17 protein-coding genes are annotated in these 17,714 nt (G+C 45.5%); 3 read left to right on the plus strand and 14 right to left on the minus strand.

What is annotated here, in order from left to right; translation table 11 throughout:
* Positions 1-513: 513 nt before the first annotated feature.
* Together ACMCM8_RS08645 and ACMCM8_RS08650 are read left to right on the plus strand one after the other, a co-directional pair.
* Complete coding sequence (locus tag ACMCM8_RS08645) at positions 514-2,334, plus strand: M2 family metallopeptidase (RefSeq protein WP_412727426.1); 1,821 nt, start codon at positions 514-516, stop codon at positions 2,332-2,334.
* A gap of 218 nt (positions 2,335-2,552) precedes the next feature.
* Positions 2,553-5,471: a ligand-binding sensor domain-containing diguanylate cyclase gene (locus ACMCM8_RS08650; RefSeq protein WP_412727428.1), complete on the plus strand. Its 2,919-nt coding sequence runs from the start codon at positions 2,553-2,555 to the stop codon at positions 5,469-5,471.
* 51 nt (positions 5,472-5,522) lie between these two features.
* Here ACMCM8_RS08650 and ACMCM8_RS08655 read toward each other — a convergent pair whose 3' ends face one another.
* The 14 genes from ACMCM8_RS08655 to yceD all read right to left on the minus strand — a co-directional run bounded on the left by ACMCM8_RS08655 (position 5,523) and on the right by yceD (position 16,928).
* Positions 5,523-6,080: a pyridoxamine 5'-phosphate oxidase family protein gene (locus ACMCM8_RS08655; RefSeq protein WP_412727430.1), complete on the minus strand. Its 558-nt coding sequence runs from the start codon at positions 6,078-6,080 to the stop codon at positions 5,523-5,525.
* 16 nt (positions 6,081-6,096) lie between these two features.
* Entirely contained in the window at positions 6,097-6,879 is a 783-nt protein-coding gene (locus ACMCM8_RS08660; protein ID WP_412727432.1) for a TatD family hydrolase, read from the minus strand.
* Between the two features lie 67 nt (positions 6,880-6,946).
* Entirely contained in the window at positions 6,947-7,828 is an 882-nt protein-coding gene (gene holB / locus ACMCM8_RS08665) for a DNA polymerase III subunit delta' (protein ID WP_412727434.1), read from the minus strand.
* Positions 7,828-8,475 carry a dTMP kinase gene (gene tmk, locus ACMCM8_RS08670; protein ID WP_412727436.1) on the minus strand — a complete coding sequence of 216 codons (648 nt, stop codon included), beginning with the start codon at positions 8,473-8,475 and terminating at the stop codon, positions 7,828-7,830. The genes holB and tmk overlap by 1 nt, the downstream gene beginning before the upstream one ends.
* Before the next feature lie 57 nt (positions 8,476-8,532).
* Positions 8,533-9,564, minus strand: a complete 1,032-nt coding sequence (gene mltG, locus ACMCM8_RS08675) for an endolytic transglycosylase MltG (protein WP_412727438.1) — start codon at positions 9,562-9,564, stop codon at positions 8,533-8,535.
* 111 nt (positions 9,565-9,675) lie between these two features.
* Positions 9,676-10,557, minus strand: coding sequence for an aminodeoxychorismate lyase (pabC, locus tag ACMCM8_RS08680; protein WP_412727440.1), 882 nt, complete (start codon positions 10,555-10,557; stop codon positions 9,676-9,678).
* 151 nt (positions 10,558-10,708) lie between these two features.
* The gene (gene fabF, locus ACMCM8_RS08685; RefSeq protein WP_412727442.1) at positions 10,709-11,947 is read right to left on the minus strand and encodes a beta-ketoacyl-ACP synthase II; all 1,239 of its coding nucleotides are present in this window, start codon (positions 11,945-11,947) and stop codon (positions 10,709-10,711) included.
* A 79-nt stretch (positions 11,948-12,026) separates the two neighbouring features.
* Entirely contained in the window at positions 12,027-12,266 is a 240-nt protein-coding gene (acpP, locus tag ACMCM8_RS08690) for an acyl carrier protein (RefSeq protein WP_012518211.1), read from the minus strand.
* A gap of 199 nt (positions 12,267-12,465) precedes the next feature.
* Positions 12,466-13,206 (minus strand): 3-oxoacyl-ACP reductase FabG, encoded by a 741-nt coding sequence (gene fabG / locus ACMCM8_RS08695; protein ID WP_412727444.1) that lies wholly within the window; start codon positions 13,204-13,206, stop codon positions 12,466-12,468.
* 9 nt (positions 13,207-13,215) lie between these two features.
* Positions 13,216-14,145, minus strand: coding sequence for an ACP S-malonyltransferase (fabD, locus tag ACMCM8_RS08700; protein WP_412727446.1), 930 nt, complete (start codon positions 14,143-14,145; stop codon positions 13,216-13,218).
* Positions 14,146-14,217: 72 nt separating this feature from the next.
* Positions 14,218-15,183, minus strand: a complete 966-nt coding sequence (locus ACMCM8_RS08705) for a beta-ketoacyl-ACP synthase III (RefSeq protein ID WP_412727448.1) — start codon at positions 15,181-15,183, stop codon at positions 14,218-14,220.
* Positions 15,180-16,205 (minus strand): phosphate acyltransferase PlsX, encoded by a 1,026-nt coding sequence (gene plsX, locus ACMCM8_RS08710; RefSeq protein ID WP_412727450.1) that lies wholly within the window; start codon positions 16,203-16,205, stop codon positions 15,180-15,182. The genes ACMCM8_RS08705 and plsX overlap by 4 nt, the downstream gene beginning before the upstream one ends.
* Positions 16,206-16,220: 15 nt before the next feature.
* Entirely contained in the window at positions 16,221-16,391 is a 171-nt protein-coding gene (rpmF, locus tag ACMCM8_RS08715; protein WP_012518206.1) for a 50S ribosomal protein L32, read from the minus strand.
* A gap of 3 nt (positions 16,392-16,394) precedes the next feature.
* The gene (gene yceD / locus ACMCM8_RS08720) at positions 16,395-16,928 is read right to left on the minus strand and encodes a 23S rRNA accumulation protein YceD (RefSeq protein WP_412727660.1); all 534 of its coding nucleotides are present in this window, start codon (positions 16,926-16,928) and stop codon (positions 16,395-16,397) included.
* A 155-nt stretch (positions 16,929-17,083) separates the two neighbouring features.
* Between yceD and ACMCM8_RS08725 the strand changes: the two genes are divergently transcribed.
* On the plus strand, positions 17,084-17,707 hold the full coding sequence (locus ACMCM8_RS08725; RefSeq protein ID WP_412727452.1) for a Maf family protein: 624 nt from the start codon (positions 17,084-17,086) through the stop codon (positions 17,705-17,707).
* Positions 17,708-17,714: the final 7 nt, after the last annotated feature.

Here is a 17,714-nt window from a genome sequence, read left to right on the forward strand (position 1 = left end):
TTGAATGCTTAGTTAGCGAGGGTCAAAAACCTAGCTTGTTTAGCAATTTTCTATAGCTACCTCTTCCCCACCAAATGACATTAGTGACATTTAAGCTTTTTAGACTAATTATGGATGGGGAGTTTGCTAATTTGACGCTACTATTTAGTTACTGCGATAACAGTAAAGAGGTAATTATGGCGTTAAAACCAAAGCATTTGATGATCCTTTTAAGTGTTGCCATCGCTGTTTCAGCCATGGGCTAACCCTATTCTCTACTTTTTGCAAAGGTATGTGTGCTGTTTAAACAACGTGAATGGTTGAAGGTCCAGAGGGCTAAATCGCAGCCAGTCAAGGCCGTTTAAACAGTATACACACGCTCTGAATACATATCCTTAAAACCCTTGCCTTTACACCAATTTCTGTCCGTTTGTTCGATTTTGTTTTACAAATTTCTCATCGCGTTTCACAATGGAGGCACTCTGTCTCTGTGTATCTCACTCACAACAAAAAAATCACAACAAAGGACACACAATGATTAAGCACAAACGCACGTTACTCGCTGCTCTTGTCAGTATTACCCTATTCGGATGTGGGGATAACGCCCCCCAAACTGATACTTCGGTTACATTAACCGCAGCTGATGCAAAAGCCTTTCTGCAACAAGCGCAAAGTGACATCGAAAAAATGCAGGTACCATCAGCCCACGCTGAATGGAGTTACGCTACTAACATTAACTATGATACGGCTGCAGTAAGTGCCTATTTTAACGAAGTACTGTCAACCAAAGTGGCAACCCTAGCCAAAGAAGCGGCCAAATTTAATGATATAGAAGTGGATGCGGATACTCGACGTCAGCTTGATTTGTTAAAAAATGGCCTGACGATGCCCCCTCCCTCAGATCCGAAACAAGCTGAACGTTTAGCGAAGATCGGTTCTGATCTTAGCGCCATGTATGGTTCGGGTGAATACTGCCGTGAAGATGGCACCTGCAAAAACTTAGTGCAGATGAGCAGTGAAATGGCCACAGAGCGTGACGCCGATTTACTGCTGGAATACTGGAAAGGCTGGCGCGAAGTGGCCAAACCCATGGCACCACTTTATGCAGAACAAGTAACTCTGGCCAATGCTGGTGCCAAAGAACTGGGTTTTGCAAATGTAAGTGAACTATGGCGCGGCAAATACGATATGCCTGCAGATGAGTTTCCTAAAGAGCTCGATCGTTTATGGTCACAAGTTGAACCATTTTACGAGTCGCTCCATTGCCATGTTAGAGCAAAGCTTGGCGAGCACTATGGTGAAGATGTTGTCCCTCAAGACCAACCCATTCCAGCTCACCTGCTTGGTAATATGTGGGCGCAAACCTGGGGCAATGTGTATGACATCGTAAAACCTCAACAAGAAATGCAAGTACCTGACGTGACCGCCGCCTTAAATGCACAAGGTTACAGCGAAATCGATATGGTAAAACAAGCGGAATCTTTCTTTTCCTCATTAGGTTTTGAAGCGCTTCCTGAGACGTTTTGGGAACGTTCTATGTTTGTTAAACCAGAAGGACGAGATGTGCAGTGTCACGCATCAGCCTGGGATCTGGATGACAAAGACGATTTGCGTATCAAGATGTGTATTCAAAAAACTGGGGAAGAATTTAACGTTATTCACCATGAACTTGGCCACAACTATTACCAACGCGCCTATAAAGATCAGCCACTTCTTTATCGCGGATCAGCTAACGACGGCTTCCATGAGGCCATTGGCGATACCATTGCGCTTTCAATAACGCCAAAATACTTAAAGCAGATTGGTCTTATTGACGAAATTCCAGACGCGTCCAATGATATAGGCATGTTAATGCAGGTTGCGTTAGATAAAATTGCCTTTATCCCATTCGGTCTTATGGTTGACCAATGGCGTTGGAAAGTCATGTCAGGTGAAGTTACTCCTGAACAATACAATGATTTATGGTGGGAATTGCGTGAAAAATATCAGGGTGTAAAAGCCCCCGTAGCGCGTGATGCTGACGCCTTCGATCCAGGCGCCAAATATCATGTACCGGCTAACGTACCTTATACGCGCTATTTCCTTGCCCACATTCTGCAGTTCCAATTTCACAAAGCCTTATGTGACATTGCCGGCGATGAAGGTCCGCTAAACCGATGCTCAATTTATGGTAGCGAAGCAGCGGGTAAAGCACTCAATGACATGTTAGAAATGGGAATGAGCCAACCTTGGCAGAATGCGCTGGAAACGCTTACTGGCTCACCTGAGATGGATGCCAGCACGATTGCGGCATACTTTGCACCATTGAAAACTTGGCTGGACGAGCAAAACAGTACACGTCAGTGTGGTTGGTAAATGAATAACTCATTTGCTTTGGCCGTCTGGACAAATAGTAAGTGATGGTAAAGGGCCTCGCACGTGCGAGGTCTTTTTTCTCTAATTTAAACTTTTGTCCGATTGTAAGTCCTGAGGAATGTCGTAACTTAATAAGATAAACTTTTGTAATTATTCCCTTTATTATGCGCGCAACTACATTCATTCACTTCGCAATAGCGATGATACTGGTTATCGTTATGGCGCTCCCATACGCGTACGCGCAATCGTTTGCTCCCACCTTTCAAACGCACAATACTGACAATGGCCTTTCTCATGTCTCCATTGCCGACATCGCTGAGGATAAATACGGCTTTTTATGGTTTGCTTCACAATCAGGCGTAGATAAGTTTGATGGCTATACTTTTCGCAATTTTGGTATGTGGCACGACGACTTATCGACCGGCTTACAAACGCTTACAGCACTTCAGATAGAAGCAAGTAGCGATGGGCAATATTTGTGGATAGGTACATTTAGCGGTCTAAGTCGCATCGATGTGGATACAGAAAAATTTAAGCACTATGCGCTTCCGGCTACCACACCGTTTAACAAATCGTTGATCAATCGTATTAAATTGACCGACGACGACCAATTATGGATTATTTCAGAGCGCCATTTGTATCGCTATGTTAAACAAACCGACAGTATAGAACTCGTGACTTATCTTCCTAGCAGCACAAGTACTATTACTGATGTTGAAGTAATAAAGGGAACTTTGTATGTTGCCTCGACTGCTGGTCTGTACACGCTGGATGCAGAAAACCACTCTCTTCAGTTGTTGGGTTTTAACGATATCAATTTTACGCGGTTGGTAGCAACAACTCAGGGTTTAAAGAAACACTTACTTTGGCTTGGTACGGTCACTCATGGCGCATGCCTTTTTGACCCGAGTGCACCTCCCCAACAACTTGATAGCGTCTGCACACCTTCATCACAAGGCCTATCTGATAATTACATAAACGATATATTGCTTCAGCGAAATGGCGATGTGTGGATTGCTACGGAAAGAGGCATCAATGTGCTAAGGGGCCACACAAACAAACAAGTCTCTCACATAATGATCAATCACAAACACCATTCAGATGAGAGAATTTCAAGTCTTTATGAGACAAATGCGGGACTGATTGTCGTCGGCACTAAAGACGATGGACTTGCCTTGAGCAATCCCCTGCAAAGTCATTTTTATTCATCTGAAGTGGGTGAAGGACGTTTTACTGCTTCTTTAGAACCATACAAAGACAACCTTGTGTGGGTGGCAAATGAAAAAGGCCTCTGGCTATACAACCCACAGGATAAAAGTTACTCAAGACAATCCGAGTTAATAAAGACCGCTGCCAACAACGATACTAAAAGTGACAATGTACTCAGTCTTCACTATGACAACATACAAGATGCACTTTGGGTAACCACCCGTGCAGGCTTAGCGAAACTCAATAAAACTACCCAAGAATTGGAGATTGTTGCCCTGCATGGAAAATCTGGTTACAGCCTAGATATCGATAGTAGTGGAGACATCTGGTATGGCGGTTATAGTGACGGTGTTTTCGTTTACCGTCCCTCCCAAAACACCGTTGTGGCACAATGGCCATTATCGCTAACCACGCGGGTGCTGACAGAAAACGGTGACTATGCTTGGCTTAGTACTGTCGCGGGATTGTATTTAGCAAATAAAACCACCGGCGAGTTGACCAGTATTGCAGAATATACTGACAAACTTTCTCAGAAAACAGTTGTGACATGGATTTCCCGTTCTGAGCGGGGTGGATATTGGGTGGGAACGCAGGCCTCAGGTCTGTATTTTCTGACGTTGGATAAATATGATGCGTCTAGTATCAAAGTCACACAAATTAAATCCGAAAGCCGCCTGAGCGACATTTCCATCGGTGCAATAGTTGAAGATAGTGTCTTGGGTTTGTGGATTTCCACAATAGAGGGCATTGCTTACCTTTCGCCTGATTTCAAAAATCTATCGTATTTTGGTACAGAAAATGGCGCCATAGCCAACGGTTATTACATCGGCTCTGTCGCCGTGACAGGCGATAATACCGTTATGTTTGGTGGTGCAGGCGGGATAACTCAATTTGATCCGCAACAAGTAGGCAATGTCACTTGGGCACCCCAGGTGCACTTTACCGATATCGAAGTAGTGCACAAAGACGAAAATGATGGCACGACATCACAGCAAAAACAGAATTTAGGTAGCGAAATAGTACTGACACCGAATGACATCGCCCTTTCCATCGCGTTTTCTGCCACAGATTTTATGAATGCCAATGAGCTGCGTTACGCATACAAACTGGCTGATTTTGAAAATAGCTGGCGCTACACTGACCATAAAAACCGCGTTGCAACCTATACTAATCTCGCCCCTGGTCATTATCGTTTTACTGTCAGGGCGATTAACAACAAGAACGAATGGAGTAGCGCGCAAGCTCAGTTAGAAGTAACAGTGGTCCCGCCTTGGTATGACAAACCGCTATGGCGAATACTATTTGTTTGGTTAGCCATCCTAGTAGTTTCCACTATTATTTGGCTGCGTTTTGCCACTTTAAAACGACGTTCAGAAGCACTGGCACTTAAAGTTGAGGAAAAGACCAGAGACTTAGAGGCTGTGGTAGAAAAACTCACCCTGCTTTCCACCCAAGATCCCCTTACTGGATTAAAAAACAGGCGCTACTTTACTGAAAGAGCGAAAGCGGCGTGGCAGGGATATAAGCGCCACGGCTACCCCTTTGCTTTGCTGATTATCGATATTGATTTCTTTAAACAAATCAATGACAACTATGGTCATCAAGTGGGTGACATCGTGTTAACTAAAATTGGCAAAGCGTTAGAAGCTAATTTGCGTGAGAGTGATGTCATTGCACGCTGGGGAGGCGAAGAATTCCTTATATTACTGCCTACCCTCAATTTAAGAGAGGCCTATTACGTCGCCGAAAAACTGCGTAAGACTGTTGCTGATTTGGTGATTGATGTTCCACCCTACTCAGTGCAGACAACCATTACCAGTGGCGTTGCCGACATTCGAGACTACGATAGCGTGGAGGCCTGTATTCATGCCGTCGATAAAAAACTGTACCAAGGCAAGGAGTCGGGTCGAAATACCGTGATCACCTGAGACAGTACCCCTCTGCCAGTATAAAAGTGGGGCGCAAAGCTACTTAGCTACTTAGGGAATAACAGACTGACTTATCCAGTTTCCCATAGCGTCCTTTTGATGCCATTCCCGGTATTGAGGATTGCCGCGAAGGCTTAAATAATCGACGGTTTCTATGGTCAGTAAAATGACACAAAAATGTGGGGGCACTTTTTCAAAACTCCCCTCTACATGAAGAGCAGAACCATCGTTTCTGGGTGTTCCCGGCTCTCCCCACAAAAATTGCTTTTTACCGGCATCAGACAATTTACGCCAATGGAACGCCAGTAATTCACTGTCGTTATCCCAAGTAACAAGTGTGGCTTTACAGCCAAACCGATATTGCTCCCGTGACTTGGCGAAATACCAACATACGTGGGCATGACCATTATCTTGCAACTGTTTAAATTTTTCTGAACGGGTGTCAGAAATTATAATTAATTGATTGTCCTCTGTGAGGCCGCGATACACGACCGTGCGGCAAAAAGGTAATCCCTTATCATCCACGGTCGCCAATTGAAAATAACGGCTTTCAGGCATACTACGAGTATGGTGCAGGCTTTTAGTCAATCCTTGTCGCCATTGAGGCATTATATCCTCCGTGCACCTAGCTTTGGGCTGATTTAGCGGCAAGCGAGAACAAGGTGTAAAAGTTGTCAGTGGTGACTTTGGCCAATTCACTGACCGATACACCTTTAAGTTCAGCGATAAACTCTGCTACCTCCACCACATAACCGGGCTGATTCTGTTTACCTCTATGCGGAACAGGTGCAAGCCAAGGTGAATCCGTTTCAATCAAAAGACGATCAAGGGGAATAGCTTTTACCACTTCTCGCAATTCATCAGCAGAATTAAACGTTACTATCCCGGAAATTGAGATATAAAAGCCTAGCTCAATCGCTTCCTGCGCCATTTCCAGACTTTCGGTAAAGCAGTGTAAAACCCCAATGGTGTGTTCTGCTTTGTGTTCGCGTAACAAGTTGATGGTGTCTTCTCTGGCATCGCGAGTATGGATGATCAGTGGCTTTTTGGTTTCATTTGCCACCTTAATATGATCAATAAAGGAGGTAAGCTGCACGTCTTTGCTCTCTGGACTATAGAAATAGTCTAGCCCTGTCTCACCAATGGCAACCACTTCATCCCTACTCGCCTTCGCGAGAAGCTCTTCATAGCTGCACGCTTCATCCTGATGTAACGGATGGACACCACACGACACAGATACATCGTCGTATTGCTCCACTGTTTCTAACATGGCGTCATAATCGTTAACGGACACACACACGCACAAAAAATGCTCTACACCTCGTGCTCGTGCAAATTGGAGTGTTTCACCCAGTGCTTCTGGGCCTTGTTTTAATCTGTCTAAATGACAATGAGAATCTACGAACAAACTACACCTATAAATTTTTTGATACACCAGAGGTATGCAAAGGCGACTCCCCCCTTTGCGAAGCTCACTAGTGCTGAAACTGTTTTAGCAAACCAAATAACACCATGGATTTATTAACTCCTGCGTGCTGCAGCGTTTTGACTGCCTCAATACTTGCCTTATACCTGCTATAATCACGTGGTTGCTGCAATTTCACATAATCATCGTGAGCCATTTTCTGACACCACGATGCAACCTGAGACGCATTGTCTTGCCACTTGTTTGCCAACGTATAAGGTTGGCTATCAACATCACCGGCTAAAAGGGCTTGCATGCCCTCAACAAAAGTTCGGTATGTTAACTCATCCTCACCCCGCAATGCTTCTTCCACCCGTAGTGGCGCATGCCCATATGCTGCTAGCAGAGACTCACTGGCTTCTTCTACGCCATTGCGCGTTAAGTAGTTCAAACTGTCACTTACCGATGGCAGTGGTAAGGCATGCTTCTCACAACGACTTAAAATAGTCGGCATTAACTTGTTAATACGGTCAGTTATAAGGATCAGAAAGGTATTATTTGTGGGCTCTTCCAACGTTTTCAACAACGCGTTCGCTGCCGCTTCGGTCATGCTGTCAGCCTGAGGCAAGAGTAATACTTTATTGCCTCCCATCTGCGCCGTACCTGCTAGTTTAGCAATGCCTTCGCGAATTTTATCCACGCCTAACTGCTTTTCACTTTCTAATATGTGAAAATCAGGGTGATTGCCAGCCAGTCGCAGGCGACAGCTCTGGCATTGTTCACAAGGCCCTTGTGATGAGGGTTGCTTACACAGCAAAGTATTGCTTAACGCAAGTGCCAGAGAGTATTTACCAATACCTTTTGCCCCACTGAACAACAAACCGTGATGAAGCTTTTTGGATAAATAGCGCGAAATTAACTGCGCATACAAGGATTCAAACCAAGGTAACATTAACCCATACTCACTGAAGATGCTGCTGTGACTTTTAGGTATTGGTTGATCACTGTCACCACATCGCTGTGCACGTCTTCCATTGGCTGCATGGCATTGATCACTTTAATGCTGTCATCATTGTCGGCCAATTCCAGATAGCGAGCCCGAGTACGCTCGAAAAACGCCAATCCAGCCTGTTCAATTCTATCAAGCTCACCCCGTCCACGGGCGCGCTCTAACCCTACGGCGGGTTCAACATCAAGGTATAAGGTTAAATCGGGTTTAAAACCTTTTAGTGCAATGTCACTGATAGCTGACATGGTATCTTGGCTCACACCACGTCCCCCACCCTGATAGGCTTGAGACGATAAGTCATGGCGATCCCCCACCACCCACGCGCCAGATTCTAACGAGGGTAAAATTTTGTTCGTCAAAAGCTGAACTCGAGCCGCATACATCAGTAATAGCTCTGTTTCTTCACTGACGGTTTCTTGCCAGTCGTGCTTTACACATTCTCTGATCGCTTCTGCCATGGGTGTTCCCCCGGGCTCACGGGTTTGTTCTACACGCTTACCAGCGGCAACTAAAGACTTAACAATTAGGCCGATTACAGAACTTTTTCCTGCCCCTTCCAGGCCTTCTACTACAATAAACTTTCCGCGCATTATTCTATATCGATCTCAATGTTATGAAGACTAATTCACGCTATGGCGCGCTTAGCCTTAGCGTTTAAGCTGGTATTTTCGCACAGCTGCGTTGTGTGCTTCCAGTGTTGTCGAAAATTCATGACTTCCGTCACCTCTGGCGACAAAGTACAGTGCCTCGGTATCCATCGGATGCAACGCTGCTTCTATCGCGGCTTTCCCCGCCATCGCTATTGGCGTCGGAGGTAACCCCTTAATCATATAGGTATTGTAAGGCGTCGGTGTGCGAAGATGCGCCCGAGTTATATTGCCATCAAACGTCGGACCAATACCATAAATCACAGTAGGGTCGGTTTGTAGCCGCATATTTTTGTTTAGTCTATTTGTGAATACCCCGGCAATAAGGTCCCGCTCACTGGCCACTGCGGTTTCTTTCTCAATAATACTGGCTAGGATCAACGCCTCATAAGGACTGGTTAACGGTAAATCCACTGCCCGTTCATCCCAACTCGCTGAGACAAACGACACCAGCGCGCGATGCGCACGTGCTAAAATTTCACTGGCCTTGGTGCCTCTTGTGAAAAAATAGGTATCAGCAAGGAACAATCCTTCAGCGTGCTGCACGTCCTCACAACACCAGTTCACCCCATTATTAAGTAAGCTTTGTTGTATAGTGCGCTTAAGCACATCGTCATTGAGATCAAAATTTATCTCAGGATGATAGTTAAGTTCACTAATCCACTGTGCAAGGGTTAACCCCTCAACCAGACTAACCGCAAACAAATATTCTTCGCCTTGGGTAAATATTCGAAACGCATCGACCAGCGTATCACCCGGTGAAAGTTGATAGGTACCTGACTTAACCGACGTATTACCTGCAAAGAACTTAAGCCACAATTTAGCTTCAAGTGGGCTAATCTGGCTGTATCCTTCATTGCGCAGGAATTTAACCGTGCGATACGCATTACTGCCACTTTCTATGGTAACTAACGTATCAGTTTTTAGTGTGAGCGGTGCGCTTACTCTATTCGACAGGTAAAAAATGCCTGACACCAACGTTACCGCGACAATTATGCTAAGAAAAAGCAATCCCAATAGGAAACGTCTCATTTTTGCCCTTCGCTTTTCTTATTGTTCAATAAATCCATTTTATCTCTTATTCTCGGTTTTTGCGTTAAGCCAAATGTAGGATTTTCAGTGACTGTTCTGAACGCTAAAGGTTTAGCGATTTTCTGATATTTCGTCGCGCTCTATTATGTATTGGGCGTGCAATAGCGACTGAAGATGAGTGATTGCGTCAGCATTAATGGGATATTCCCTCTCTCTATCATTAGGGAAAAGTATACGACTGACGGGCATGACTCCCATCAGCGCATTGGTAATAACCACGGCATCCGCACTGTATAATAATGCTAACGGGTACTCGCCCACATGCACTTCTGCATTTTCGTCAAACAAGCTATCGACCAGGCATTGGCGTACAACGCCATTCACCCCACTGCCTTTTAGCGAAGGCGTATACCAGGCACTTTCAGTGTAAATAAAAAGGTTTCCAGCACTGGATTCGACCAATTTATCATTGGTGTCGCAGACAATTGCATCGTCCACCTCTGCTTTTTCAATCTCTCGTTTGATGAGTACTTGCTCTAAGCGATTGAGGTGTTTGACACCTGCCAGCAGTGGTTGAATAGCCAGACGGGTATCTGCGCACATTAGCGTCAATCCCTTCTGAGCCAATGCTTCATAATGGGTGGGGTAAGCATGACAGCTAATCCTTGCCAAAGGTGGATACGTGGCACTGCGACCGTAGCCACGGCCTGCCTCCCCCGCTGAAATATGCACTTTGAGTACGTATTTTGACGCACTTGAGTAAGCACTTTTAGCACGTTTATTACGAGCAACTTCCTCAAGTATGGCGTGTTTAATGGCATCAATATCTACGTGAAGACCAATGGCATTAGCGTCGTGAAATAAGCGCGAGAGGTGGATCTTAAGTAATTGAGGCACATGACTGTTTACACATAGCGTGGTAAAAACACCGTCGCCATAATTAAACGCCCTGTCGCTAGGTAAGATAGGCGTATCGCCAGTTAATATTTTCACTACCTTCTCTACACCTGCTCGGTATTGTCACGCTTTTAACTTTTATAAAGTATACCAAGTTGTTGTGGGCAAACAAGAAAGGCAGTGAAATGAAGTTTCCAATTAGGTTGGAATTTCACTGTCACTGCCTCTTTATTAAAGTTTGAAAAGCTTAAATTCGCTTGAAAATTAACGACCCATTCGTGCCGCCAAAACCAAATGAATTACACAGCGCATAATCTTCATTAAACGCCTTCGCTTTATTGGCCACAAAGTCCAGATCACACCCTTCACCTGGTTCGTCCAGGTTGATCGTGGGCGGTGCCATTTTGTCGCGCAACGCTAAAATGGTAAAGATAGCTTCAACAGAGCCAGCAGCCCCTAGCAGGTGTCCTGTCATTGACTTAGTCGAGCTTACCAGTAACTTGTAAGCGTGGTCGTTAAATACGCGTTTTACAGCAGCAACCTCTGCCACATCACCTGCAGGCGTTGAGGTACCATGCGCATTCACATAACCAATTTCACTGGCGTCTAACTTGGCATCTGATAATGCATTTTGCATTGACGCCGCTGCGCCTTCGCCATCTTCCGGTGGCGATGTCATGTGGTACGCATCACCACTCATGCCAAAACCAACCAGTTCGGCATAAATTGTCGCACCACGGGCTTTAGCTGACTCATACTCTTCGAGCATGACTACACCGGCACCTTCACCCATAACAAAACCATCGCGGTCTTTATCCCATGGGCGGCTGGCTGCTTGTGGATTGTCATTGCGAGACGACAATGCACGTGCGGCTGCGAAACCGGCAATACCAAGTGGCGTAATTGAGGCTTCTGCTCCGCCTGCCAGCATCGCGTCTGCATCACCGTAAGCAATGGTTCTTGCGGCAATACCAATATTGTGAACCCCAGTTGTACACGCGGTCACAACGTTTAAATTTGGCCCTTTCAACCCTTCCATGATGGACAGAAAGCCTGAAATCATATTGGTAATGGTTGATGGTACGAAGAATGGCGATACCCGCTTAGGCCCGCTATTGGTTAACTTGGTGTGGTTTTGTTCAATTTGTTCTAAACCACCAATACCAGAACCGATAGAGACACCTACACGGTGTGCATTCTCATTAGTAATCGATAAACCAGAATCAGCTAATGCCTGCTTGCCCGCAGCAATCCCTAATTGGATAAAGCGGTCCATTTTCTTGGTTTCTTTCTTTTCGATGTATTCCTGCGGATCAAAATCATTGATTTGACCTGCGAATCGGGTTGAATAATTACTGCAGTCAAAGTGGGTGATTTCACCTATGCCGCTCTCGCCCGCGAGCAATTTGCGCCATGTGTCTTCGCTATTAAGACCCAATGGTGAAAGCATTCCAAGACCAGTAACCACTACGCGACGTTTTGTCACAAAAAGCCCTCGCTTTGGAACTAAGGTAGGAGATACAAAAACGGCTCTAGAAAAGAGCCGTTTTGTCGCTACTTAAGACTTAAGCGTCTTTGTTCGCGTTAATGTAATCAATTGCTGATTGAACAGTAGTAATTTTTTCTGCTTCTTCGTCAGGAATTTCAGTATCAAATTCTTCTTCCAAAGCCATTACTAGCTCAACCGTGTCAAGTGAATCAGCGCCTAAATCGTCAACGAATGAAGCTTCTGCTTTTACTTCTTCTTCTTTCACGCCAAGTTGTTCAACGATGATTTTCTTAACGCGTTCTTCAATGTTACTCATAATTCTAGGTTTCCCTTAAACGTCACTAGATAATAAAAGTGCCGCTAGTTTATTTTGCAAGGTGCATCCTTGCAAGCACCAGTTTAAACTAATTTTCTGGTCAAACCAGCGACATTCGAAATTCGTAAAATACTATTTTTACATCCAAGTTCGGGTAAATACCACCCCAAACTAAGGAAAATTCGCAATTTTTGCGAATTTACCCCATGTACATTCCACCATTTACGTGGATGGTTTCGCCTGTAATATAGGCAGCACCGTCGCTCACTAAAAAAGCAACAGTGGCGGCAATTTCATCAGGTTCACCTAAACGATTGGCCGGAATATCTTTAAAAATGGCTTCTTTTTGGTCATCGCTTAAGGCTTTTGTCATATCAGTGTCGATAAAACCTGGTGCCACTACGTTAATGGTTATACCACGAGAGGCGACTTCGCGAGCCATAGATTTTGAAAACCCAATAACCCCTGCTTTTGCTGCTGCGTAGTTTGCCTGACCGGCATTACCTGCACTGCCGACTACTGAACCTATGTTTACAATGCGGCCAAAGCGCTTTTTCATCATACCGCGAAGCACCGCTTTTGACAGCGTAAATATAGAGGTTAAGTTGGTATCAATGATATCTTGCCACTCATCGTCTTTCATACGCATAAGCAAATTATCACGTGTAATACCGGCATTATTAACCAAAATATCAATGCCACCGTGCGCTTCATTGATAGCCTTAATGGCAGTATCAACATTTTCTTTTTCGGTTACGTTGAGTGCCATACCTTTACCACCAAACTCACCAAGGTATGTGCTAATTGCCTGAGCACCGTTTTCACTGGTTGCCGTACCAATTACAGTAGCGCCTTGCTGTGCAAGTTGTGTCGCGATGGCTTTGCCTATTCCACGACTTGCACCTGTGACAAGGGCAACTTTACCCTTTAATTGACTCATTGCTGATCCTTATTGTTTTAATGCTTCAACACCCTCAGGCGTATTCACGGCAAGAGACTCAAGACTCTTTTCAATTCGTTTATTCAGGCCGGTTAACACTTTACCAGGCCCAACTTCTATCACGCGTTCAACCCCTGCAGCTGCCAGATACTCTACGGTACGTGTCCACTGTACCGGACAGTACAACTGACGTACTAAAGCGTTTTTAATCGCATCGCCCTGTGTTTCAATGGTGACATCAACATTATTCACAATGTTGATGGCAGGTTGATGAATAGCTAAAGACGCTAATGCATCTTCAAGTTTGTCTGCTGCTGGGCGCATTAATTCACAATGTGAAGGCACGCTTACCGCAAGGGGTAGCGCTCTTTTTGCGCCTGCTTCTTTACACGCATTTGCAGCCTGTTCCGCGGCATTTTTCTCACCGGCTATAACCACTTGTCCGGGCGAATTAAAGTTAACTGGCGCAACTACATCGCCTGTTGCAATGGCAGTTTGCTGACAGATATCGGCAATTGCAGCATCATCTAAGCCTATAATGGCGTACATGGCGCCCGCACCGGCTGGTACGGCTTCTTGCATATACTTACCGCGCGCTTCAACCAGCTTAACTGCATCGGTAAAATCCATCGCACCGCCACACACCAACGCCGAATATTCGCCCAAACTATGACCGGCCAGATAATCTACAGCTATACCTTGCTCGCGAATAACGCGCCAAATGGCCACACTGGCGGTGAGCAAAGCAGGTTGGGTGATATGGGTTTCGTTTAATTTGCCATCTGAATCATTTTGCACTAATTCCCAAAGGTCATAGCCCAATACGTCTGACGCTTCTTTAAACGTCGACTCAATTACTGGATAGCTTTCAGCCAATTCTTTTAGCATGCCCACAGATTGTGAGCCCTGCCCAGGAAATACACAGGCTGTCTTAGTCATGTCGAATCCTTATTATTTTTAATTTACCAGAGACGATAACACGTTTAATAAAGAGGTAGGCGTATGCACCGGTTAGTAGCGTACTAACGCCGATGCCCATGCAAATCCGCCCCCAAAGGCCTCTAATAATAGATGCTGTCCGCGCTGAATACGACCATCGCGGATAGCAGTATCAAGCGCAGTAGGCACGGTCGCTGCTGAGGTATTACCGTAGTTTTCCAGAGTAAGTACTACCTGGTCTAACGACATATTCAGCTTCTTCGCCGTGGCCTTTATAATTCTAAAGTTTGCTTGGTGAGGCACTAGCCAGTCAAGATCAGATTTTTCCATGCCGTTGGCGGCAAGGGTTTGTTCAACCACTTCTGACAATTTCGTCACTGCCACTTTAAACACTTCGTTGCCTCGCATAACCCCCCAATTTTCGTGGACTGATTGCTCGTCACCACGGGTGGGGTTACCAACGTACAGCAAGTCTCCATAGGACCCTGCGGCGTGAATGTGGGTGGAGAGAATACCAGGCTCATCACTGGCTTCGATAATGGTTGCACCAGCAGCATCACCAAATAAGATGACCATCGTTCTGTCAGCCGGATCGATAAGTCGGCTAAGGCAATCTGTTCCCACTACCAAGATACGCTTGGCCATGCCTGATTTAATGTACTGATCGGCAACGCTTAGCGCGTAGCAATACCCTGCACACGCAGCAGCCACATCAAAGGCAGGAATGCCGTCTAATTCGAGAATGCGTTGAATTTCACATGCTGTGCTGGGGAGCGCATAACGACCACTGGTGGTCGCGCACACAATCATGTCAATAGATTTAGGATCTATGCCTGCCATTTCGATGGCTTTTTTACTGGCTTCGGCCCCCATGGTAGCAGCGGTTTCGTCTGCTCCAATAATACGGCGCTCTTTTATGCCTGTGCGATCAGTGATCCATTCGTCACTGGTGTCCACCATTTGTTCCAAATCGGCGTTTGTACGCACGTCGCTGGGATAATAGCTACCTGTTCCTATAAAGCGTGAATATTTGCTCAAAGCTGCTCCAACAATACCGTTTCTATCTTTGTTTTTATCTTTTCCGGCAAATGCATCTTCGCTTCTTTCATCGCCTGTACAATGGCGTAATAAAAGGCGTCTGAATGTGCATTACCATGACTCTTGATAACAATGCCGCGCAATCCTATCAGACTCGCACCGTTATACTGGTCGGGGTTCACACTGTTATAGATAGATTTCAGTAAAGGGAACGCAATTTTAGCTAATAATCGCGTATAGAAATTTTTTCTGGACTGTCTTTTGACTTCGTTGATGACCAATTTAGCCAAGCCTTCGCTCGACTTTAACGCCACGTTGCCGGTAAACCCATCGGTCACGACAACGTCAGCGTGATCGGTAAAGATGTCATCACCTTCAACGTAACCAATGTAATTGATACCAGGGGCATCTCTAAAAAGTTGGTCGGCAGATTTTACCTGCGCGTTGCCTTTTATATCTTCTTCACCCACATTAAGGAGCGCTACCCGTGGAGAAGCAATAGAAGCCACTTCCTGTGCCAATACCGACCCCATTACACCATATTGAAACAGGATTTCCGGCGTGCAATTCACATTTGCCCCTAAATCCAACAGGAATACATTGTGATGACTTGTGGTGGGCATCATATTGATAAGGGCAGGCCTATCAATACCGGGTAAGGTTTTTAACAGATAAAAAGACAAGGTTAATAACGCGCCGGTATTCCCTGCACTCACGCACGCATTTGCCTCGCCACTTTCTACCAATTCGATAGCGCGACGCATAGAAGAATCTTTTTTATTTCTCAGCGCGGATGTAGGTGCTTCGCCCATGTCGACGACTTGTGAACAATGCACAATATTGACACGGCTGCGCTCATTGTCAGTTAGACAACGAATACCTGAGCGGATTATTTCTTCATCGCCACATAATGTGAAACGCACATCGGGATGAAGTTGAATTGCCTTAACGGCTGCGGGAAGGATAACAGGGGGACCATGATCGCCCCCCATGATATCTAACGCGATGGTTAGTCTAGACAAAATGTAGTCGCCGTATTAAGCGCCGATTACTTTCTTGCCTTTGTAATAACCGTCAGCGGTCACGTGGTGACGACGGTGAGTTTCGCCCGACGTTGAATCGACAGACAAAGTCGCGCCTGTCAATGCATCGTGTGAGCGACGCATACCGCGCTTAGAACGCGTTTTACGATTTTGTTGTACTGCCATAACTTACTCCTGGTCTCGCTTAAGTTCTTTCAAAACCGCGAAAGGGTTTTCTCGCTCTTGTTCCGGTTCAATCTTTCCAAACGTCATATCATCTTGCTTCACTGTACACTCCGACTCTGCATGAAGGGGCACAATTGGCAATGATAATAATAGCTCGTCTTCAAAAATTTGAAGCAGATTAACTTCTCCGTGGTCGTTGACCTCTACCGGTTCGTAAGCTTCGGGAATGATGTCATCGCTTTCCTGTTCGTCTCCCTGCACTGGAGTAAAACAGAATTCCGCTTCCACGGGATAATCAAGTTCACCATTACACCTTTGACAGATAAGTGTTACCTGCGTGGCTAAGCGGCCGTGAAAGACAGTAAGACCCTGCGCGTCTTTTTCGAACTGTACTTCTGCGTCCACATAGTCATTGCATCGGACAACTGCCTCGCTCAATCGTTCCATATCTTTAGACGCAATCACACCCCGGTAATCGGAGCGTTTCATGGCACTTTTAGTCGGTTCAACCGAATGAGGGAGTTTCACTTTCTGCATAGGGCGCGCATGATATAGGGTCAACCCCTTTGTGTCAAAGCAAAATTGTGTTTTCTCGCTGAATAAAAGGCTGTTATGCTTTAGCTGTTATATTGTAACATTGTAAAATCAAGCAAAAACATGCAACACATTGATTTTAATACAAAGGATATTTTGTGACGCCGCTTATACTCGCCTCCTCATCACAATACCGTAAAATGCTGTTGGCTAACATTGGCATTGACGTACAGGCATGTGCGCCAGATATTGATGAAACCCCGCTGCCAGGTGAGTCTCCCACATTGCTCAGTGTGCGTTTGGCAGAACAAAAAGCACGAAAAGTTGCAGAGCAACTGAAAGCAATAGATAAGTCTGCCATTATTATTGGCAGCGATCAGGTTGCGTTAGTGAATACACCACTTGGGGATAAGCTGTTAGGCAAGCCCGGCACAATCGAAAAGGCCGTTGAACAACTCAGTACATGCCAGGGACAATGTGTCTCGTTTTACACTGCGCTATGTGTGTACCGCCCTGCTACCGATACCGCTGTCACTCGCGTAGAAGAAACTCGGGTACAGTTTCGCCAAAACACCACAGCGGTACTTCGCGCCTATGTAGAAAAAGAGCGCCCCCTTGACTGCGCAGGAAGCTTCAAAAGCGAAGGCATGGGCGTGTTGTTGTTCGAAAGCATTGAAAGTCGCGACCCCAACAGCCTGATAGGGCTACCTATCATGTTGCTCAACGACTTACTCATAACACATTTTAACGTAGATCTACTTAAGATGGCTGTTGCGAACTAGCAAACCA

Source organism: Alteromonas sp. D210916BOD_24, from assembly GCF_047159385.1.
Lineage (GTDB): Bacteria > Pseudomonadota > Gammaproteobacteria > Enterobacterales > Alteromonadaceae > Alteromonas.